Source organism: Paenibacillus sp. T2-29 (genome assembly GCF_052921365.1).
Genome location: NZ_JBREVE010000005.1, coordinates 249,498 through 270,879, shown reverse-complemented (window position 1 = coordinate 270,879; position 21,382 = coordinate 249,498). Strand labels below are relative to the sequence as shown.

21 protein-coding genes are annotated in these 21,382 nt (G+C 45.0%); 14 read left to right on the top strand and 7 right to left on the bottom strand.

Annotated elements, in window-relative coordinates:
• Positions 1 to 20: 20 nt before the first annotated feature.
• Positions 21 to 326 carry an ArsR/SmtB family transcription factor gene (locus ACU1JV_RS16525; protein WP_446724604.1) on the bottom strand — a complete coding sequence of 102 codons (306 nt, stop codon included), beginning with the start codon at positions 324 to 326 and terminating at the stop codon, positions 21 to 23.
• A gap of 111 nt (positions 327 to 437) precedes the next feature.
• On the opposite strand from ACU1JV_RS16525, the gene ACU1JV_RS16520 reads away from it, so the two are divergent.
• Entirely contained in the window at positions 438 to 1,601 is a 1,164-nt protein-coding gene (locus ACU1JV_RS16520) for an MFS transporter (RefSeq protein WP_346834059.1), read from the top strand.
• A 128-nt stretch (positions 1,602 to 1,729) separates the two neighbouring features.
• Here the strand turns inward: ACU1JV_RS16520 and ACU1JV_RS16515 are convergent, their stop codons facing one another.
• Positions 1,730 to 2,857, bottom strand: coding sequence for an NAD(P)/FAD-dependent oxidoreductase (locus ACU1JV_RS16515; protein WP_413986186.1), 1,128 nt, complete (start codon positions 2,855 to 2,857; stop codon positions 1,730 to 1,732).
• A gap of 150 nt (positions 2,858 to 3,007) precedes the next feature.
• Here ACU1JV_RS16515 and ACU1JV_RS16510 point away from each other — a divergent pair, with 150 nt between their 5' ends.
• Genes ACU1JV_RS16510 through ACU1JV_RS16490 form a run of 5 tightly spaced genes read left to right on the top strand, consistent with a single transcriptional unit; the run spans position 3,008 to position 7,295 of the window.
• Complete coding sequence (locus ACU1JV_RS16510; protein ID WP_058830832.1) at positions 3,008 to 3,715, top strand: lantibiotic protection ABC transporter ATP-binding protein; 708 nt, start codon at positions 3,008 to 3,010, stop codon at positions 3,713 to 3,715.
• Position 3,716: 1 nt separating this feature from the next.
• Positions 3,717 to 4,448, top strand: a complete 732-nt coding sequence (locus ACU1JV_RS16505; protein ID WP_413986187.1) for a lantibiotic immunity ABC transporter MutE/EpiE family permease subunit — start codon at positions 3,717 to 3,719, stop codon at positions 4,446 to 4,448.
• A 1-nt stretch (position 4,449) separates the two neighbouring features.
• Positions 4,450 to 5,208, top strand: coding sequence for a lantibiotic immunity ABC transporter MutG family permease subunit (locus ACU1JV_RS16500; RefSeq protein ID WP_165080616.1), 759 nt, complete (start codon positions 4,450 to 4,452; stop codon positions 5,206 to 5,208).
• Positions 5,209 to 5,244: 36 nt separating this feature from the next.
• Positions 5,245 to 5,904, top strand: a complete 660-nt coding sequence (locus tag ACU1JV_RS16495; RefSeq protein ID WP_013371340.1) for a response regulator transcription factor — start codon at positions 5,245 to 5,247, stop codon at positions 5,902 to 5,904.
• Positions 5,895 to 7,295, top strand: a complete 1,401-nt coding sequence (locus ACU1JV_RS16490; protein WP_165080618.1) for a HAMP domain-containing sensor histidine kinase — start codon at positions 5,895 to 5,897, stop codon at positions 7,293 to 7,295. Before ACU1JV_RS16495 ends, ACU1JV_RS16490 begins: the two co-directional genes overlap by 10 nt.
• 61 nt (positions 7,296 to 7,356) lie before the next feature.
• Here the strand turns inward: ACU1JV_RS16490 and ACU1JV_RS16485 are convergent, their stop codons facing one another.
• Positions 7,357 to 9,396 (bottom strand): fibronectin type III domain-containing protein, encoded by a 2,040-nt coding sequence (locus tag ACU1JV_RS16485; RefSeq protein ID WP_165080620.1) that lies wholly within the window; start codon positions 9,394 to 9,396, stop codon positions 7,357 to 7,359.
• A 413-nt stretch (positions 9,397 to 9,809) separates the two neighbouring features.
• Between ACU1JV_RS16485 and ACU1JV_RS16480 the strand changes: the two genes are divergently transcribed.
• Positions 9,810 to 10,139: a DUF3817 domain-containing protein gene (locus tag ACU1JV_RS16480; RefSeq protein ID WP_064964129.1), complete on the top strand. Its 330-nt coding sequence runs from the start codon at positions 9,810 to 9,812 to the stop codon at positions 10,137 to 10,139.
• A gap of 126 nt (positions 10,140 to 10,265) precedes the next feature.
• Here ACU1JV_RS16480 and ACU1JV_RS16475 read toward each other — a convergent pair whose 3' ends face one another.
• The 3 genes from ACU1JV_RS16475 to ACU1JV_RS16465 all read right to left on the bottom strand — a co-directional run bounded on the left by ACU1JV_RS16475 (position 10,266) and on the right by ACU1JV_RS16465 (position 11,527).
• Positions 10,266 to 10,472: a hypothetical protein gene (locus ACU1JV_RS16475; protein WP_013371344.1), complete on the bottom strand. Its 207-nt coding sequence runs from the start codon at positions 10,470 to 10,472 to the stop codon at positions 10,266 to 10,268.
• A gap of 37 nt (positions 10,473 to 10,509) precedes the next feature.
• Positions 10,510 to 10,761: a YolD-like family protein gene (locus tag ACU1JV_RS16470; RefSeq protein ID WP_025364962.1), complete on the bottom strand. Its 252-nt coding sequence runs from the start codon at positions 10,759 to 10,761 to the stop codon at positions 10,510 to 10,512.
• Positions 10,762 to 10,957: 196 nt separating this feature from the next.
• On the bottom strand, positions 10,958 to 11,527 hold the full coding sequence (locus tag ACU1JV_RS16465; RefSeq protein WP_165080622.1) for a TetR/AcrR family transcriptional regulator: 570 nt from the start codon (positions 11,525 to 11,527) through the stop codon (positions 10,958 to 10,960).
• 137 nt (positions 11,528 to 11,664) lie between these two features.
• On the opposite strand from ACU1JV_RS16465, the gene ACU1JV_RS16460 reads away from it, so the two are divergent.
• From ACU1JV_RS16460 to ACU1JV_RS16430, 7 genes are all read left to right on the top strand, one after another.
• Entirely contained in the window at positions 11,665 to 13,128 is a 1,464-nt protein-coding gene (locus ACU1JV_RS16460; protein ID WP_064964240.1) for a DHA2 family efflux MFS transporter permease subunit, read from the top strand.
• A 203-nt stretch (positions 13,129 to 13,331) separates the two neighbouring features.
• Positions 13,332 to 14,867, top strand: coding sequence for a nickel ABC transporter substrate-binding protein (gene nikA, locus ACU1JV_RS16455; protein ID WP_165080624.1), 1,536 nt, complete (start codon positions 13,332 to 13,334; stop codon positions 14,865 to 14,867).
• Position 14,868: 1 nt separating this feature from the next.
• Positions 14,869 to 15,813, top strand: coding sequence for a nickel ABC transporter permease (nikB, locus tag ACU1JV_RS16450; RefSeq protein ID WP_165080626.1), 945 nt, complete (start codon positions 14,869 to 14,871; stop codon positions 15,811 to 15,813).
• Positions 15,810 to 16,664, top strand: a complete 855-nt coding sequence (nikC, locus tag ACU1JV_RS16445) for a nickel transporter permease (RefSeq protein ID WP_165080628.1) — start codon at positions 15,810 to 15,812, stop codon at positions 16,662 to 16,664. Before nikB ends, nikC begins: the two co-directional genes overlap by 4 nt.
• A gap of 5 nt (positions 16,665 to 16,669) precedes the next feature.
• Positions 16,670 to 17,506: an ATP-binding cassette domain-containing protein gene (locus ACU1JV_RS16440; RefSeq protein WP_129549395.1), complete on the top strand. Its 837-nt coding sequence runs from the start codon at positions 16,670 to 16,672 to the stop codon at positions 17,504 to 17,506.
• Entirely contained in the window at positions 17,499 to 18,341 is an 843-nt protein-coding gene (locus tag ACU1JV_RS16435; RefSeq protein WP_137078583.1) for an ABC transporter ATP-binding protein, read from the top strand. Before ACU1JV_RS16440 ends, ACU1JV_RS16435 begins: the two co-directional genes overlap by 8 nt.
• The gene (locus tag ACU1JV_RS16430) at positions 18,308 to 19,618 is read left to right on the top strand and encodes an MATE family efflux transporter (protein WP_165080632.1); all 1,311 of its coding nucleotides are present in this window, start codon (positions 18,308 to 18,310) and stop codon (positions 19,616 to 19,618) included. Before ACU1JV_RS16435 ends, ACU1JV_RS16430 begins: the two co-directional genes overlap by 34 nt.
• A gap of 121 nt (positions 19,619 to 19,739) precedes the next feature.
• On the opposite strand, the gene katA is transcribed toward ACU1JV_RS16430, so the two are convergent.
• A complete protein-coding gene (katA, locus tag ACU1JV_RS16425; protein ID WP_413986188.1) occupies positions 19,740 to 21,197 on the bottom strand; it encodes a catalase KatA in 1,458 nt (485 codons plus the stop codon).
• Positions 21,198 to 21,382 lie beyond the last annotated feature (185 nt).

Below are 21,382 nucleotides of genomic sequence, written 5' to 3'. Positions count from 1 at the left end.
GCTAACTAGACCTTTTTCTTTTATTGCTTCAAGCCCATCAGTACGGCCGACAGCAAGCTAGGAAAGCGTTCATTCAAATCATCGTAACGGATAGAGATAAAGCGTTGGGTTCCCTCTATTCTCGTATGAATGACCCCTGATTCCCGAAGAACCTTAAAATGATGAGACAAGGTTGACCTTGGAGCTGAAATATCTATCGAGCTACAGGATTGCTCCCCTTTTTCGGCTAAAATCTGGATGATATTAAGCCGAATGGGGTCACTTAGAGCATATAAAACTGTAGGTAGAGTAATTTCAATTACGTTGGGATGATACAGCGTTCTCAAGATCCGTTCACCTGCCTAACAAAGAATTATAGTTGCATTATAGCATATTGGAATGCTATATTTCTATTATTCGAAAATATTCGAACTATAGAACAAATGGAGGGTTTCGTTTTGAATAAAATTATCACCTTGTTTTTCTTGATCATGTTTTTCATTGGTACAGATACGTTCATTGTGTCGCCTCTTCTACCTATTCTTCGTGAAAGCTTCGGCATTTCTATCGAACAATCGGGCTGGATTGTTTCAGCCTATGCTTTAGGGTATGCTCTGTTTGCCTTAATTGCAGGACCGTTGTCAGATGCATGGAATCGAAAAAAAGTACTACTGTTCGGCTTACTTGGTTTTGGTATCTTCACTCTACTTTGCGGCTTTGCCGTTGATTTTTGGACCATGTTTGCTTTTCGCTTATTGGCTGGCATTAGTGCCGCTTTTGCCTCACCTCAAGTTTGGGCAGCCATTCCTCAGTTAGTTCAACCACATAAAGTGTTAAAAGCCATGGGAGTTGTCACCGCAGGATTAGCTTTTTCCCAAATGCTAGGCGTGCCCATTGGCAGCTATCTCGCTACCGCCGGGTGGCAAACCCCCTTTATTATGATTGGTTGCTGCACCTTCCTGATCGTTATTTGGACTGCTGTTCTCTTGCCCGCCTTGCCTCCTTCTATACAGAAGCAAAAGGCTCCCTCGATTAGGAACAGATACCGTTCATTGCTGCAGGGGTCAACACCTAAGGTCGCTTTTCTGGCCTACTTCCTGTTCCAACTCGGAAATTTTGCTGCCTTCTCTTTTATTGGCACATGGCTGTCCGACAAATTCAGCCTCAATGTTGCAAATATTGGTACGGTGATATTATTCCTTGGTTTAGGAAATACGATCAGCAGCTTATTTGGGAGCAGCTTAGTTAACAAAGTGGGGCCTAAGCACTCTTTGATCTATGGCGTAATTTTCATCAGTCTGCTTTATTTGCTTCTGCCCTATTTACCTAGTGTGACCTATGTCGAAATTACATATTTTCTGATCTTCCTTATCCTTGGAATGATTTTCCCGCTTATGATGAGTATGCTTCAAACCTTATCTGCCACAGCACGCGGAACAGTTTCATCACTTGCCAATTCTTCTATGTATTTTGGAACAATGGTTGGCTCTTTCACAGCAGGAATGCTATACGCGCACAGCGGTGGTTTTATTTCCGTTAGCCTGTTTTCTGTGATTTGTTTCGGTGTGTCACTAATCTTGTTCCTACGTAGCGGGGTTTTACTAGGTCTAAGACTAAAATAGAAACGAGTAACCTTAAAAAATCGACATAAGCTCTATCTTTGGGCCAGGAAAAGAACTTATATTATTAGAAAAGCCGCCAGTAGGGCGGCTTCTTATGCATATCTACTGTTGTTGTCCAGCTTCAAGGATCAATCTTCATCAATAGCATTTCGAATATCATATTCATCGATGTTGATATCCAAAGCCATCCCCAGTGCTAACTTTGCCAGTTGGCTTCCAATAAAGGGACCCATGGTCAGCCCGGATGCTCCAAGCCCATTGGCAGCTATAAGGCCGTTCCAGCCAGGCACAGCTCCAAGCACCGGTAGAAAACCGGGGGTAAAAGGACGGAAACCGACTCTTACCTCCTGAAAAGTGCTATTTGCCAAACCAGGTGCTAATTCTAAACCTTTATTTAGGATTTCCTGCATTCCACCTGCTGTTACTCTTGTATCGTAGCCTTCGATTTCATTTTCGTGAGTCGCACCTATTACGATCTTCTGTTGATCAAACGCCAACAAATACTGGTCAGAAGGCGGTATGATTACAGGCCAGGTGCCTGTATCTTGTCCGGCAAGGATCTGCAAATGCATGATTTGTGCCTTTTGAAAACTAACTTTAAAGCGAATGCCCAAAGGCAGCATCAGTTGATTGGCCCATGCACCAGCACAAACAATGACTACGTCAGACGAAAAACTATGTCCATCGACCGTTACTCCGGTTACATGGTCGGAATTATATTGAAGCACAGCATCCCCATGGATAAGGGTTGCCCCATTTCTTTGGGCTGATCGGATCAACGCGTCACGTAGCGCACGACCATCTATACGAGCGGCACCGCTAATATGAACAGAATGATATCGATCTTCTAATAAAGGAAACTGTTCATGGGTTTCCTTTTCATTTAGTTGCGTAATTTCACCGATTTCCGGTGCATCTGTATGTCGTAAGTGTGCCCGTTCCTGCATTTTTTTGATTTTCTCCAAATCATCGTGAATACTGAGAGCCCCAACTTGAGCATAGCCAGTTTCTGTTTCTCCCTCGCTTTTGAGTTCTTCAATCAATTCGGGGTAAAAACGTGCGCCCGCTTTGGCTAGCTGGTACCAAGCCTGATTGCGTCGCTGTGATAGCCAGGGACAGATAATGCCAGCAGCTGCATCAGTCGCCTGTCCTTTATCTTTGCGGTCTACAAGAATGACATCAGCGCCCATTTTTGCTAACTGGTATGCTGTCGATGCCCCCAGAATTCCTGACCCGATTACGATAACCTTCTTCATGATTACATCCCTTTCCTAAATCACTGTATCCATTATAGCGAATACTGCATGAATGCATAAAGTTTGAAACATTAATATTTCAATCCTTATAAAGTTCTTAGAATTGATCTGTAAAGTAGTTGTCAGAACGAATGAAAAGGATGAACTGATATGGATAATATTATTTTACAGACTAAAAATCTCTGCAAAACCTTTGGACGACAGCAGGCAGTGAACAACGTCGCGTTGTCTATTCAGGAGAATTCCGTGTATGGATTGCTCGGGCCAAATGGGGCAGGAAAATCAACTACCTTAAAAATGCTAACCGGTATGCTACGCCCGACAGCCGGTGAAATTTTATTTCAAGGGAAACCTTGGTCCCGAAAAGATCTTGCTCAGATCGGCGCACTGATCGAAGCTCCTCCACTCTATGAGAATTTGACAGCTAGAGAGAACCTGAAGGTTCGCACAACGTTGCTTGGACTACCTGATTCGCGGATTGATGAAGTGCTGAGCATTGTTGATTTGACCCATACCGGGAAAAAGCGCTCCGGCCAGTTCTCAATGGGTATGAAACAGCGGCTGGGCATTGCGATTGCTCTCCTCAATCATCCCAAGCTATTGATCTTAGATGAGCCAACCAATGGACTAGACCCCATTGGTATTCAGGAGCAACGTGAGCTAATTCGCTCCTTTCCGAAGCAAGGAATTACCGTAATTCTTTCCAGTCATATTTTATCCGAAGTCGAACAAATCGTTGACCATGTTGGTATCATTGCCGGCGGCGTATTAGCTTATCAAGAGACGGTCACTCCAGGGCAAAACCTGGAATCGTTGTTCATGCAGATTGCACAGAAATATCGAAAGGGAGGTGAGTAGGATGCAGCAATACATAGCCGCCGAACATCTAAAATTAAAGCGCACCTTCACGAAAAAGCTGGTCTGGCTGGCCCCGATCGTTACTCTTCTTCTATGTACTGGGCTCATGGGGGGACGTATGCTCCAAAGCGCCAGCTACAATTGGTGGTATTTCATGCTGCTACCAGGTGCCCTCACCTTAATGTGCTCAGGAGTGATCCAAAAGGATGGCAAGAAGCTGAAATACCGTGCTGTCCTTGGCATATCTGTAGATTTGGCTCGGATATGGTACGGTAAAATCGGGGTTTGCGTAAGGCTCTTAATGGTTTCCTCTATTATCCTATTTATAGGGATAACTCTTGGCGGATTCGTATTCTCAACTTCCGTGACACTAGCAGAAAGCGTCGCTGCAACTCTGCTACTCTTCATCACCTTTTTGTGGCAAGTTCCACTTTGCCTGTTCCTAACGGATCGAATAGGCATGTTTGCCACCCTAATCATCAACATGCTGGGCAACGTAGCCTGCACCGTCTTGTTCGCTACGTCTTCTGTATGGTGGGCGGTACCCTATGCTATTCCAGCGCGATTGATGTGCGCCGTCATTCAAGTGCTGCCTAATGGGCTTTCCGTTCCTTCAGGAGATCCACTTTTGGATAGAGGCATAATTGTTCCCGGGCTGTTGATCACAGTATGTCTATTCATGATTCTGTCAGTGCTGACGGCCATGTCTTTCCGTAAACGGGAGGCTAAGTAAGATGATATCTTTCTTCCGCAATCTGAAATCTGATGTGCTCAAACTTAGAAGGCAGCCCTTATTGCTGGTGCAGCTGCTTGTGCCACTCTTAGGCATAGCAATCTTTCTTGCCTATTATTCCTTCACTCCATACTCATCGATTTCGAAGATAGACGGCTATTTGCAGGTCCTGGCTGTGACTCTTCCTACCATGATTGGTATTGTATGCTCCATTGCTGTTGAGCAGGAGTCAGTCGCTGGAAATTTTCAACACCTCTTGACCTCGCCGGTGAAGCTGTTACCTTTTTTGAGCAAGCTTAGCCTGCTTCTGTGCTTGGGATTTGGTAGTGTGCTGCTTGCCTCAGGCGGCTTTGGAGCTGGCTATATATATCTGTTGAAAGAGTCCCCGTATGGCTTGAAGTTTTATGTGTTGGGTGCCTGCATTCTGTTTATGTCGAGTTTATTCCTTTATATTCTACATTTTTTCGTTAGTTTGCGATTCGGTAAAGGAGCTTCTATCGGTCTGGGCATCATGGAGAGTCTATTGTCCGCTTTGCTTCTAACTGGGCTGGGTGATCATAATTGGATATTCATCCCCTCTGCTTGGGCTGCCCGCTTCATCACGATCTGGGTGCAATACGGCGTAAGCTCAGCAGATTCTATCCCTGAAACTATACAGCTTGATTTGGGAATCAAATATTGCGTAGTAGGGACCTTAGTCATCATGGTATTATTAGGGTTATGGATTTGTCGTTGGGAAGGACAAAATTCATCCGAGTAAAGATTAGAGAAAGAAAGCAAGGGAAGTGAATAAAGCATGGCAAACTTGTTGGCCGTTGATGATGAACCCGCCGTTTTGGCACTACTTCAAAATATTTTGCAGAAAGATGGCCATGTTGTCACGGTAGTCTCCACCTCCCCACAGGTTCTCACCATGCAGCTTGGAGCCTTTGACCTCATCCTGCTGGACGTGATGATGCCGAACATGGACGGATTCACACTCTGTCGGGAAATTCGCAGCAAGGTAGACTGTCCGATCCTGTTCCTTACAGCAAAATCCATGGAGAACGATGTAATGTTGGGCCTTGGGGAAGGAGCCGACGATTATATTGTCAAGCCGTTTGGGGCTGGAGAGCTGCGCGCTCGAATCAACGCTCATCTCAGACGAGAGAATCGTGAAAGGCGTAATGTATTCTGCATCGGGGAAGTTCATTTCAATCTATCGGGTAAGGAAATCACCGTTCAAAATGTTGTAATCCCGTTTACCAAAAGTGAATATGAGATATGTAAGTTTCTAGCTCTGAACTGGGGTCAAGTGTTCTCTAAAGAGCAGATTTACGAAGCCGTCTTCGGCTTTGATGGAGACAGCGACTCCGCCACCATCGTGGAGCATATCAAAAATATCCGGGCCAAGCTTGGCAAAGTAGAGGTTTCGCCAGTGGAGACAGTTTGGGGGATCGGGTACCGATGGAAGTAGCCAAAATACAGCAAGCACATAAGACAACCAAACTGCGAACCATTTTTCTGGGTTATTTAGTTATGTTCTGTATCGGGACGATTGCGCTAGCGCTGTTCCTGGTCCTCATCTTCTATATCCTGATGTCTTGTGGAACCATTCTTCCCGCGAACTATGCTGAGAATCAGGTACGGGAGGATAAGGCAATCATTGAAGCTGGCAAGACCCTACAGCCGGATTCTCGGCAGAAACTATATAGATACGCGTCATTCACTTCGGAAGGCCGCCACATTGAGGGAAATCTTTCTGAAAAGCAGGCTCAAGCCGCTTGGAGTGTTACGCAGCAGAGCAATACTGCCTATCAATTTCCCTATAACTATGTAAAAGTTTCACATAATAATGAAGTTACTGTGATGCGCTACTCTGTCTCGGCACAGTTTGAACTTCCTATTCTACGTCAATATCTGCCGAACGCGGAATTGTCCTTTTTTGCCGTGTTTTGTATCGCCTTCCTGGGGGGAGGAGCCCTACTCGCTTCCTCCTTCGGACGAAAGCTGACGCGCAAAATGAGTGGATTGCAGCAGGCTACAAAGCAAATTCAAGCACAGGACCTGGACTTCTCAATTCAGCTCAGTGGTGTGATGGAGATCGATCGGGTGCTCCATTCTATGGATAAAATGAAAGAAACGTTAAAGACTTCGCTTCAGAAACAATGGAATCTCGAAAAATCCCGTCGTGAGCAAATATCCGCCCTGGCACACGATGTCAAAACACCACTCACTATCGTTCGCGGAAACGTAGAGTTGCTGTCCGAAACCGATCAATCGGAGGAGCAAAAAAACTATACCGATTATATAGCGGAGAGCACCAGGCAAATGGAGCAGTATATTAAGACTCTTATTGAAATTTCAAAAGCGGAAACAGTAGCCACCCTGCAGGCGGAAACGATAGATACTGACTTCTATCTAACTAAGATAAAAGATCAGGTAATGGCTCTGGCCGCTGTCAGAAAAATATCTGTCGTATTTGCTACATACAACCTCCCTAGTACGTTGTATGTAGACCCAGTTCTGCTTGAGCGAGCCATCATGAATGTTGCTTCTAATGCGGTAGAGCAAGCGCCGGAATATAGCGAAATTCGGCTGACTGCGGAGTCTGCCGAAGAGTGTATTCGTTTAAGCATCGTAGACGAAGGCCCAGGCTTCTCTCCTGAAGGCCTCAAACAGGCAGCGGAGCAATTTTATATGGGCGACTCGTCCAGAAGATTAACTGGACATTACGGCATGGGTCTGTATATAACAAAATCCATTGTGAACCTACATGGCGGACAGCTGCTCATCACCAACTCCACCCAGACAGGCGGCGGACAGGTAAGCATTGAGATACCAATCCGTGTATCATCGACATCATGATAAACTCCTAACAAAAAGAGTTCTAAAGTTTTTTACTTTAGAACTCTTTTTGTTAGAGTATTTATTTGGTAATCGTAATTTGTTTGGATACACTATTATAGTTTACCTGATAACCCGAAAGCTCGCTGATGACTCGTAATGGAACCAGCGTATAGCCGTTAACAATAACCGGAGCAGTGATGTTCGTCGAATAATTTCGGGAGTTGTTTAACTCATATACAGCAAGGGTGGAATTCTTGACTTGAAGTACTATTTGTTTGCCGTCTGTAGGACGATTCAGAATGATCTTTTTAGTCCCTTTTTCATAGTTTACATCGTAACCCACCCGCTCACTGATAAAGCGTAACGGGACCATCGTTACCCCATTTATAATTTTTGGCGCCTGAGCTATCGTTGTAGCCCGACCATCAACATAAGCTGTTTTAGCTCCTGGTGTCAGGGTGAACGATGTTGTATATGAAGCAACCGCATTGTTCGTGTAACTCGTCGTAGTGCCGGAAGTCGTTGTAGTTGAACTCGTCCCGGACGATGAACTACTGGTGCCTAATGCCCTATTGCGAATAGCCTCCAGTCGATCTAGCAGATCGCTTTTACGTGTACCAGTTGGCAGATCACTTATCGCATCTCTGGCAGAACGCCAGTCGGACGCATTTAGACTGTTCTCCGCAATCCGCATTAAATCTCTCGCTTTCTCATAGTTCGATGAACTAGAGGACGAAGAATAGTAACCATCCGAATTTGTGCGTTCGGATATCTTTACACCACTAGATTCCCTTCCACTACTATTTACGGTTATGACTTTAATCTCATACCAGCGTCCTTCTCGTAAATCCGTTATTTTATAGGATTCTGAGGTTGTATTTCCCTTATAATCACCATCAACATAGATTTTTACCCTCTCTGCTCGACTCGGCATATCATAGGTGATTTTGATCCAGGTGTCGCTTTTGCTATCGACTTCAAGATTAGACACTTCTGACGAATTGGAAGATGTACTGTCCGTTGTGGCAGTCAGCTTCACACCGGAGGATAACGCACCTGTGCTCCGCTTGGATTTTATCGTGAACGTGTATGTCTGGCTTGCCGAAAGATTGTTAAATGTATAGGATGATCCTGTTGAATCAGTTACCAGTTGTCCATCCTTATATAGACTGACTGTACTAATTCCGCTAGGTTTTGTCCAAGAAACAGTAACACTATAGTTATTAACTGATGTCACTGAAGCACCTGTCACCTCGGGCACGATATCGGTAGAGACTGAAGACGTTGTAACCGGAATACTAACTCCTTGAGATAAGTTTCCGGATTTGTCTATCGTTTTGACCGTTACATTGTAGGCAGTAGCAGCATTTAACACATTAAACGTGTAAGACGTGCCTGTGGTTTTCTGAATTTCTGTACCATTTAAATAAATAATCGCTTGGCTTAAGTCAGCATCCTTAGGCAGTATGTAATTGATGGTAAATCCATTATATCCTATATTCGTTGCTGTCAGCCCGCTCACTTCTCCTGGGGGTGTCTTGTCTATAGGGGCGTCAGTGGAGGCTGTTTTTACAGTTATTGGCTTACCTTGAGATTCGTTGCCACTCTTATTCACCGTTTTCACGAGAAAGGTATATGTCGTATTCGGCTGTAAACCACTCATCATATAAGAGTTACTTCGAATGTTATCAACATATACATCGTTAGTGACATTAACCACTTTTACGTGGTCAAAATTGATGTCCGATGGATTAGTCCAGGACAAGTTTACTTTTGTTGTTTCTGTAGGGATCGCTGTCAGATTGCTTATCTCTGCTGGCGCAATATTCGCAGTAACCAATTGGGTCGACATTAATTTCATCACTTGGTTAATATTAGGCTTCTGACCGGTTAATGTAGTCAATTTCGTGCTAGAAGTGATCGGTATTTGGCGTCCTTGAACGGTCGCTAATTTGGTATGTGATTGTGGTATGTTCAAACCTGTCAGATTTGAGTTATGCCTTTCAGTCGGCAACGCGCTAGCCACTGCATCGGGTCCTAAAATGCCATACCCCGTATTCAAAATCAGCGTAGCCGTTGCGAACGGAGCCATCCATTGACGCAAACGTTTTTTATTCATGTTTTATGCTCTCCTTGATACCAGTATTGAAATTTTATGTTGTCAAAACGAATAAGTAAACTCACAAACCCTTCTGCTGTAATCCAGCTTTTAAAATATATACCATACGTACAGACGTTCATTTAACTGTTATCGGAATTTCCATACCAAATGTTTAGACCTGACACTAGCATTCTTTAGCAATTGGGTACATGTTAACCTCGAAATGTCCATATACACAAAGCCTTCGAGCTTGGCTAACTAGACATTTTTTTCTTGCGCTAAGCCATACAAAGCAAACCTTGTTACCCTAGTCTCAGAGGAAATATTAAAAGCTAGCTGTAAATATTCGATATATCGTAACTTTCTACCGTTTAATAACATTGCATTATAGGATATATTAAATTTTAAGCAATAGAAAAAGGAGGTGTATTATGTTCAAAAATGCTTTTAAGACGTTTGGTGCCATTGGTAATATTGAAGCGATTTCTTATCTGCTGCTTGTGTGTATTGCCATGCCACTTAAATACGCAGCTGGAATGCCGCAAATGGTAAGCTGGGTGGGAATGATCCATGGGGTACTGTTTGTGGCTTATGTGGTTGCCACTATTGTCATGCTGATTTTGCGTAAAATTACGCTACTGCAAGGGCTTGCAGCCTTAATTGCCTCGCTGTTGCCGTTCGGCCCCTTCATTTTCGATCGTAAGGTGCTTAAGAAAGCCGAAGCCCGTGCCAGTCATGCCAGCCCTATCAAAGCTACATAAACCCATACCAGGCCTAGGTCAACGCAGCAATGCGGGTTCTCCTTACCACTTATACAGCAGAATATAAAAAAAACAACCGATGGCTGTAAACCACTCGGTTGTTTTTTTATTCACAAATAATAATTATTAGTTCCTGGCATTTTCCAAAAATTCATAATAGCCATCATTTGACGGATCATCCTGGCTGTTACGTTTGAGATATCCTACTGTAGCTAGATAAGCAAAAAGTCCGAACATAGCAGCAGAAACAGCTATATATACTTTAAAACCGAAAATTATTGAAAAGATGATCATAAAAATACCGATTGTAAGGGAGACGCCTAACTTTGACATTCTTTCATCCCTTTCTGTTATATTTATGTAATCACAACTAATCTCTCGGGTAATTTACACTCATGATATCCATAAAAGGAACTTTATCCGTTTCTCCATTACTCTCTACATGAACCTTGCCTGTTCTCGGGTCCATTTTAACGATTTGTCCGCGGGTTGCTTCTTCGCGTCCCCATACTGTCAATACAACTTCGGATTGCTCTTGTTGTGCTTCTACAAGCTGATTCCCGATTTCCTCCAGTACAAATTCATCCCGAGTAGGCCGTTTGGGTACCTTCGCTTTTGCCACTTGCTATCACTCTTCCTTTCGCGCAAAATCAAATTCATTCCATTTTACCATACTTTTCATCATTTGGTGCTGGTAATGTGAGTAAAATTACGTCCCAGGATGCACCAAAAAGCCGAGTTCTCAAAAATGAAAACATCGACTCTCTAAAGTCGCTTGTTAGAGCTCATTAGGGGCGCATGAAAACCGACCAACTAAGTCATTTGACCAACTGTGGAATGTAATCCACGATATTATAAATAGGAGCACTGCTCTGTTGTGTAACCGCTAAAATTAATGCCCCTTCGAGCATCGAGATGATCAGTACCGCCAGACTGTGTGCCTTTTCCTCGTCCAAGCCCGATTCCTGAAGGCGTTCCATATAGATGTGCTGCCAATCTGTAAACGTATTCACACAGGCATGACGTAGTGATTCACTAATACAGGAAGTTTCCGCGGCAGCCCAGAAGCCAATCGGCATGAAGCTGTCAAAGCCAAGACGGTCAGCCTCCTCAGCTGTATGACGAATAAAATCCTGAATGGCTACTACAGGATTTTCGTTTCCACTCAGTGCCTGTTTTAATTTTTGCTTAATAAACTCATTCCCTCTTCTTATGCACTCCAAAGCCAACTCTTCTTTACCATGTGGAAAATAATAATAAAGTGATCCCTTCGGTGATCCACTCTCCGCAAGAATCTGATTCAGTCCGGTAGCATGATACCCCTGGTAAAAAAAGAGCCTCGACGCCGTTTGTACGATATTCTCATATGATTCGGGTTTAGCAGCCATATACAGCATCCTTTATTATATAATATTTGAAACTTTTACTTTGACAAAAAAATAATAGCATGTTTATTATATATAGACCGATCGTTATAATTCAATACCCATTAATTTATTGGAGGAACAAAAACAACATGAGTACAATGAGTCAAACAAGCTCACCCTCTGAACCCAAAACGTTCAAGGTGCTACCTATTATGATTGCCCTGCTCCTTAGTGGCTTTATTGGGATGTTCAGTGAAACGGCACTTAACATTGCGTTGAATGATTTGATGCAGATTTTGCATATTACAACTGCAACAGCTCAATGGCTGACTACCGCTTATCTGCTGACACTTGGTATTTTGGTGCCTGTATCGGGATTGCTGCTTCAAACCTTTACCACAAGACAGCTGTTTGTGACATCGTTGCTATTTTCAATAGCTGGTTGTCTCGTTGCAGCGCTTGCCCCTACCTTTTCAGTGTTATTGATCGCACGCATTTTGCAGGCTATGGGTACAGCGCTGTTATTGCCGTTGATGTTTAACACGATCTTAATTATCTTCCCAGCTGAAAAGAGAGGCGCGGCTATGGGAATCATCGGATTGGTTATTATGTTTGCACCTGCGGTAGGACCTACCATTGCAGGACTGGTACTTCAGAATTTATCTTGGCACTGGATCTTCTGGATCTCTCTTCCTTTCTTGGTCCTATCGCTGATCTGCGGTATTTTGTTTATGCAGAACGTCTCAGAACCGACCAAGCCCAAGATTGATCTTTTATCTATTATCCTGTCTTCCATTGGCTTCGGCGGTGTCGTGTTTGGTTTCAGTAAATCTGGTGAAGGTGGCGAAGGCTGGACCAGCCTGGTTGTTTTGCTTCCTGTGATCATCGGCGTGATATCGTTGATTCTGTTCTCTGTACGACAGTTGAAAATGAAAGCACCTATGCTGAATTTGCGTGTATTTAAATATCCAATGTTTGTGATCGGCGTTATCATGGTGTTCTTATGTATGATGACGATCCTTTCTACGATGCTGATTCTTCCACTCTTTTTGCAAAAAGGGCTGGCCTTGTCCGCTCTAACAGCAGGTTTGGTGCTTCTGCCAGGTGGGATTATCAACGGTCTATTGTCGCCTATTATGGGCTCCTTATTCGATAAATTCGGTCCCAAATGGCTTGTGATTCCAGGACTTGTGATCGTGGCCGCTGTGTTGTTTTTCCTGTCCGGCATTACAACGACATCCACGCTCGTACTCATTATTGTGCTGCATAGCTGCTTGATGATCGGTATTTCTATGATTATGATGCCAGCCCAAACTAACGGTCTAAACCAGCTCCCTATGGATCTATACCCAGATGGAACGGCTATTATGAGTACGCTCCAGCAAGTCGCTGGTGCAATCGGTACTGCCGTAGCGGTAAGTATTCTCTCCAAAGGCATGGACAGCTATTTGAGCCAATCCAGCATGCCTCAATCCGTAAATGAAATGGCTAATGCCATGGTAATCGGATCTCAGAATTCATTTTTCTTTGCAATGGTCATCAGCGTGATCGGTCTGATCCTTGCGTTTTTCATCCGCAGAGTTCATGTTGAACATGGCACTGCTAAAGCACCCATGCACTAATTAATTATTATTTTCATTCCAAATGTAATACCTGAATAAACCTAAAGGCTGCTAACCATCTCATTTATGGTTAAGCAGCCTTTTTTTACGAATCTAGATAGGTATTCATATAATTACATATTTACAAATCCTCCTCATTTGGTTACGATATGACTCACGGAGTAAAGCGTAAAAATTACGATTACTATTAAGGAGGTTCCCTGTTGTTTAAACGTTCATATTTCAAACTATTTATCCCTGCGGTCATGGCGGTGATGATGACAGCCTGTGCTACATCTCCATCATCTTCATCCACATCCTCTACGGCACCACAAGATAAAAGTGTCACCTTATTGTTCAACGTGCAAAGCCCTTCTATTGATCCTCATGCAGATATCAATTACACAGCCGTTCGTGCTGGAGTAAATGAAACACTGATCAAAGTTAATAAGGATCTCAAGCTGGAAGCTTGGCTTGCAGAAAAATGGAACAGTAAGGACGGGCAGCACTGGACCTTTAGCATCCGACCAGGCGTGAAATTCCATAGCGGTAAAGCCGTAGATGCCGCAGCTGTCAAAGCCTCTTTGGAAAGAGCACTAAAGCTCAATCCATCGGTTAAAAATGCGCTACATATCCGTGATATTCATGCAGAAGGGCAGATCTTGAGCATTACGACGGACAAGCCCTTCCCGGAATTTGTATCTGAGCTGGTTCATCCGAATACCGCAATTATGGACACCACAGCCGCAGGTGGCTTCCCATCAGGAACGGGGCCGTTCAAAGTTGTCAGTTTCCGTGCCGGAAGTGAACTGAATCTGGATCGCAACGAGGACTATTGGAACGGTGAAGTAAAATTGAAACATGCCAAATTCATGTTTAACGAAGATGCCAATGCACGTCAACTTGCTTTTCAAGCTAAGACGGCCGATATTGTGTATCGTCCGCCCGTTGAAAGTCTGGAGCTCTTGAAAGCTGATTCTACCGTTAAAGTTGACTCACTTCCTAGCCTGCGGACGCACCAAATTATTTACAATATGAACAATCATGATCTGAAAAAAACAGCTGTGCGCAAAGCATTCGATAATTTGATCAACCGGGATGAGATTGCAAGCGGTATTATGTCTGGTCAGGGAACCCCTGCTCAAGGTCCGTTCTTGCCGGACTTTCCTTTTTCACCGGAATATATTACGAAAAAGTTTGATTTGAATGCAGCACGAGAAGGCTTCAAAGAAGCTGGATATACAGTGCAGAACGGAAAAGTTACGAATTCTGACGGGTCCTCCCTTCATCTTACATTGTTAACCTACCAGTCGAGAGCGGAGCTTCCACTCATTTCACAGCTGATTCAGGCTAACGCTAAGGAGCTTGGCATCACGATTGATATCCGTCAGGTTGATAATATTGATGAATATCTGGCCGCTCATCAGGATTGGGATTTGGCGACTTACAGTAACATTACAGCTCCGCGCGGCGATGCAAGCTATTTCCTGAATGCGGCCTATATGCCGGAGGGAGCATTGAATTACGGTCGTGTGCATGTACCAGAACTCGCGAGTATGATTACGCAGCTGAACACAACCGTGAATGAGGAGCAACGCAACAAGCTAGCGCTGCAGGCTGTCACGCTGATTGATCAAGAAAATCTGCAATCCTTTCTAGTTCATCCAAACAACGTAGTGGCCTATCGTAATTACGTACATAACTGGGTAACCAGCCAAAGTGAATACTATCTGTTGACCCAGGACTTGGATGTGAACTAGCATGCTTCAATCTATTGCCAAAAAGTTTCTGACGCTTATATTGTTCTTTCTTATTCTTTCCTTTGTGAGCTTCTGTCTGCTTAAGCTTGTTCCGGGCGATCCCGTTCGGAGCATTCTCCGAGTAGATGATGTAGCTGTATCCAATCAGCAAATTGCGGATATGCGCAGCCAACTGGGGCTGGATCAACCATTACTTGTGCAATATGGTAAGTGGTTGGTTCAGTTGCTACAGTTGGATTTTGGACAATCTTATCTAACCCATCGTCCAGTCTTGACAGAGTTTATAGAAAAGCTGCCTTATACACTCCTCCTGACTGGAGGCTCTCTGTTCATTATGCTGCTGATAGCTCTCCCGTTGGGCACAATGTCTGCACTGTACCGTAACCGCTGGATTGACAGTGCCAGTCGTGTGTTTGCCTTAATTGGCTCCTCAATTCCCAGCTTTTGGTTGGGGCTTTTGTTTATCGAATGGTTTGCAGTTAAATTGCGTATTTTGCCGTCTATGGGGGATGGAACCGTTTTTCATTTAGTCCTCCCTTCTCTTACCCTCGGATTGGCAATGGCGGCTGTTTATGTACGAATGATTCGCGCAAGTCTGATTGAAAGCTCGGGACAGGATTTTATCAAAGCGGCTCAAGCCCGTGGAATCAGTCCGGTTCGCATTTTTTTCAGACACATGTTCCGTCACAGCTTAATTCCACTTATTACAGTATTCAGTGAGAGCATAGGCAGCCTACTGGGAGGTACGGTGGTAATCGAAGTGCTGTTCGCCTATCCGGGGCTTGGCAAATGGATTGTGGATGCAATTGCCGCGAGGGACTATCCCATTATACAGGGCTATACAATTTTTATGGCCATATTCATTATATGTCTCAATATCTTGGTAGAGCTGTCCTATCGTTGGGTCAATCCTGAAATTGCTTTGAAGGAGAAACGTTTATCATGATAAAATCCGTACATGCGGAAAACAGGCAGTTCACCAGGGCACGATTGTCCAAAGCATGGATCGGATCACTCTTCATCCTGTTCATTCTTACAGCCATTACAGTCATACCCTTCCTAGCTCCACAAGATCCGTATCATATCCAGATGGGGAGTCGACTTCAACCGATCAGTGCAATGCACTGGCTGGGAACCGATCATTTGGGTAGAGATGTGCTATCGAGGGTCATAGCAGGACTACGGACGACAGTCGGAACCAGTTTGTTGATTTTGATCGTTTCACTGGTTGTCGGGGTACCCCTCGGTCTGCTGTCAGGATTTATTGGAGGCTGGATGGATCGTGTATTCCAACGTGTGGTCGATGCCTTCATGACTTTGCCTGATTATATTTTTGCCATTGTACTAAGCGGCCTGCTCGGACCAGGCTTAGGGAATCTTATATTTGCGGTGTCTGCAGTAAAATGGGTTGGTTATGCCCGACTGGTGCGCAGTACCGTTCTGGCTGAAAAGCAAAAGGATTACATTTCGTTATCCATACTCGCGGGTACCTCCTCCCTGCGAATTGTCATGCGGCATATTCTGCCCCATGCCATTGGGAATGTACTGGTACTGGCTACGCTGGATATCGGCAAAATCATTTTAATGATCGCCTCTCTATCTTTTTTGGGCTTAGGTCCTCAGCCGCCCATTCCCGAATGGGGCACGATGTTGAATGAAGGGCGTGCATATTTTCAAATGGCCCCTCATTTAATGCTGGGTCCCGGCATAGCTGTCGTGCTCACGGTACTATTAGCGAATGTGTTTGGAGACGAGCTACGCGACCGTTATGATGTTAAAACCCGGTCAGAGGAGTGAACTACATGCTGACTATTGAAGGCTTAACGATTCGGACAAAAGCAAAAACGATTGTAGAACAACTGGAGCTTGCCATTCGTCCGGGAGAATGGTGTGCTCTGGCAGGAGAAAGCGGAAGCGGCAAAAGCATGACTGCGTTCGCTATTGGCGGTCTCCTCCCCGCTTCTGTTAGCGCTGAAGGAATCATAATGTGGAATGACGAGAATTTGCTTGCCCTACCCGCTAAACAAAGACGTTCCTTGCTTGGTAGTGAAATATCTTACGTTTTTCAAGACTATCACGGGGCTTTTACCCCTTTTTTGCGTGTGGGCAGCCAACTCGATGAGCTGATGCGTGCTCACGGCAAGCAAGACCGTAAAGCGCGTAAGCAGCGCTGTCTTGAGGTGTTGGAGCACGTACAGCTTCCCGCCGAGCGTGTGTACCGCAGCTATCCATTCGAGCTCAGCGGCGGTCAATTGCAGCGAGCAGCTATTGCAGCTGCACTGCTTCTAGAGCCAAAGCTGCTCATTGCCGATGAGCCAACAACTGCGCTGGATACGCTCACTGCACACCGAGTACTCCAGCTCATTGACCAAATCCGGATGGAAACGGGGATTTCCGTCATGTGGATCACTCACGATCTACGGCATGTACGGAAGTATGCGGATCGAGTTGCAGTAATGCGTACAGGTGTTTTGCTTGAAGCTGGTCAAACGCAAGCGGTGCTGGACCATCCAGCCCATCCATATACGCGTCGCTTACTGGCGGCTATTCCGCCGCTGTCTCCAGACGCTCCTTCACGTTTGCCATGCAACAGCACCGATGAACAGCTTGCACCGGAAAGGAGCATATTACATGAATAATCAAGCCGCCTGCGCTCAGTGGCAAGACAGCCCTCATCCTGTTGTTACCGTCTCCGGTTTGACGAAGGCTTACGCTGGGGGCAAAACTGTACTGCACGATGTTGCTCTGTCGGTCTCACCCGGAGAATGTCTGGGTGTTGTCGGAGAAAGCGGCAGTGGGAAAAGCACACTTGCTCGCTGTATTTTGACATTGGACACGTTTGATCAAGGTGAGCTTAAACTGGATGGACAGTCCATTCGAGGATTAAAGCGAAGTGAATTAAAACGGATTCGCAGCAGACTGGGGGCGGTATTTCAACATCCATCCGCAGCTTTGAACCCCAGACTAACCATTTTGCAATCCCTGCTGGAGCCATTGGATCAGCTCAAATGCTATGTTCCTTCCTTTATGGCGGGGATGCCCTCTGGACGTTGGAATATAGCAGAACAACTGCTAGGTATGGTAAAGCTTCCGGCAAGCTACCTGGATAAGTTTCCACATCAGCTCAGCGGTGGGGAAAAGCAGCGCGTAACCATTGCACGCGCCATTAGTACAGAACCGGAATTTATCGTATTGGACGAGCCGACTGCAAGTTTGGATGTGACCACACAAGCCACCGTTTTAAATCTGCTCAAGGATTTGCAGGATGAGTTTGGACTGGCTTATCTGTTTATCTCGCATGATCTGGCGGCTGTGCACTTTATGAGTGATCGAATCATGGTTATGAAAGAAGGCCGTGTGCTTGAGCATTTTTCCAAGGAAGCATTATTTCATTCGGATCGGCATCCCTATACACAATCATTACTGGAGGTTTTTTCAACATGCTGCCTTCCCACCGAGCCTATCTTGCTTTAGCAATCCCTTTAATTATTTCGACGATTACTACCCCGCTACTCGGTGCGGTGGATACAGCAGTAATCGGTCATTTGGGCCAGTCTGCCTATTTAGGCGGCGTGGCAGTCGGTACTCTGATTTTCAATACTTTATATTGGCTGTTTGGCTTTCTGCGAGTCAGTACGTCAGCTTTCACAGCACAAGCCGCAGGTGCACAAAATAACGACCAAGGCATAGCTGCTCTCATGCGCCCACTGGCTATAGCTCTACTCATCAGTGCAGTATTTATTGTCTTGCAAAAGCCCATCCTGCTAGCTTCTCTCCAGCTTATCCGTCCAGCTCAGGATGTGGCAGAGCAAGCTGCAATTTATTTTAACATCCGCATTTGGGGAGCACCCCTTACATTGGTGAACTATGTGCTGCTCGGATGGCTGATGGGATTGTCCCGCGTGAAAGCTACATTATTTTTACAAATATCAATGAATGTAATCAATATGCTTTTAGCTCTTGTATTTACACAGATCATGCATTGGAATGTCACCGGGGTCGCAAGCGCTACTCTGATTGCAGAAGCTCTTGCATGTGTATTGGGTCTTGCACTGGTGTTCCGTTCACCGATTTGGAGAGAATGGAAGCGCAGTGGACAGAGGAATTGGCGAGAATGGTTCGGTGCCTCAGAGTTGAAAAGTGTCATGGCGACGAACCTTGATCTCATGATTCGTACAGCCTGCCTGTTGACGATGTTTAATCTGTTTACGGCGCGCAGTGCGAGCTTTGGCACCGATCAGTTGGCGGCAAATGCTATTTTGTTGCAGATCCATTACATTATGGCTTACTTTTTTGATGGATTCGCCAACGCCAGTAGCATCATGACGGGTCAGGCTCGTGGTGCCGGAGATCGTAAAATGCTGCAAAGAGTTATTCATTTGTCCTGGTTTTGGACACTGGTTACCGGTGTAGTGACGGGAGGATTGTACCTTGCACTGAAAGAGCCGCTGATCTCGCTATTTACGGGGAACGCTACAGTGATTAGCCTGACAACTCCTTACAATGGGTGGCTGGTGGTCTTTCCCCTAGCAGCCGGGCTGGGACTGGTATTCTATGGTGTATTTACAGGGATGACGGTAACGTATCCGATCCGTAATTCGATGCTGATTTCACTGGTCTGCTTTTTGATCGCTCTCTTCTGGTGCGTTCCCCATTTTGGGAATCATGGACTTTGGTTATCCTTTATCATCTTTGCCCTGGGACGGTCACTGTTTCTGGTGATCTATTTGCCTCGGTTGAAGAGGATTTAGTTGCATCTGCTTTACATCGATCTCAAAAACAAAGGATGTCCCATCCACCATGTACGTGGTGTGGGGACATCCTTTTATTATTTATTCATACGGTTCTTAGGATAGGAGTTTACCAATCCTTCTACTCGCCTTGTGGAACGGTCAAGCCTAGACCATCCGCTACACGACGTCCGTATTCAGGATCAGCTTTATAGAAATGGCCGATCTGACGCAGTTTGATTTCATCACTTTCTACAGGCTTCATCGCATTTACGATGTTTCGGACCAGACGTGAGCGCTCCTCTTCACTGAGCAAGCGGTACAGGTCCCCTGGCTGTGTGTAGTGATCGTGATGATCATAGGCTACACTCTGTGCCTCACCAGACACTTCAAAAGGAGCAATTTTGTGAGCTGGTGATTCTTTCGGTCCACCGAGACTATTAGGCTCATAATAGGCAGATCCGCCGCCATTACTGTCACTGCGCAATGCACCATCGCGTTGGTAGTTGTGTACCTCCGCATGCGGCCGGTTGATAGGCAGCGCATTATGATTTGCACCTACACGGTAGCGGTGTGCGTCACCATAGGCAAACAGGCGTCCTTGCAGCATCTTATCCGGGGATGCCTCAATACCAGGAACAAATGAACCCGGTGAGAAGGTCGCCTGCTCTACCTCAGCAAAGTAGTTCTCAGGATTGCGATTCAGCACCATGCGTCCTACCTCGATCAGTGGGTAATCCTTTTGAGACCATACTTTGGTCACATCGAATGGATCAAAACGGTACGTATCCGCATCTTCTATAGGCATAATCTGCACATAAAGTTTCCATGCCGGGAAATCGCCCTTTTTAATCGCATTAAACAAATCTTGTATATGATAATCCGGGTTTTCACCGGCAAGTTTCGCAGCTAAATCCACATCAAGATTTTGTATACCTTGTTCTGTTTTAAAATGATATTTCACCCATACGGCCTGTCCCTGGGCGTTTACCCACTTGAATGTGTGGCTGCCAAAACCATGCATATGTCTAAGTGTAGCGGGAATACCTCGGTCAGACATCAGGATACTTACCTGATGCAGTGATTCAGGAGATAGGGACCAGAAATCCCAGACCGCATTCGGGTTTTTTAGATGCGTTTGGGGATGACGTTTTTGCGTATGAATAAAGTCAGGAAATTTAATGGCATCTCGAATAAAGAAAACAGGTGTATTATTGCCCACGAGATCATAGTTCCCTTCTTCCGTATAAAACTTTACCGCAAATCCACGTGGATCACGTACAGTATCGGACGAGCCTAACTCACCTGCCACAGTAGAAAAACGGATAAACATCGGTGTACGCTTGCCCACTTCGGACAAGAAACTTGCTTTTGTATATGAAGACAAATCATTAGTGACTTCAAAATATCCGTGCGCTCCGGCACCTTTAGCATGAACAACGCGTTCCGGCACACGCTCCCGGTTAAAATGCGCCAGTTTCTCCAGCAGATGCACATCCTGAATTAATGTGGGACCACGTGAGCCTGCTGTAATCGAATTCTGATTATCTCCAACAGGAGCGCCCCAGCTTGTAGTCAGGTTCGTTGGTTGGTTACTCATAATTGAAATCACCTCTTGAATGAATTGGTTGACTATGTGCCTTTCACTATAAATTGTACACAAATAAAAATCAATACTTTTTTATAATTATTACAATTTAGGATTTAGAATTAGTTTAAAATCACAAATAAAAAAGCAAGCCCCTTAAGGCTTGCCGTAAAATAGTGCTCTATTTATTTACAATA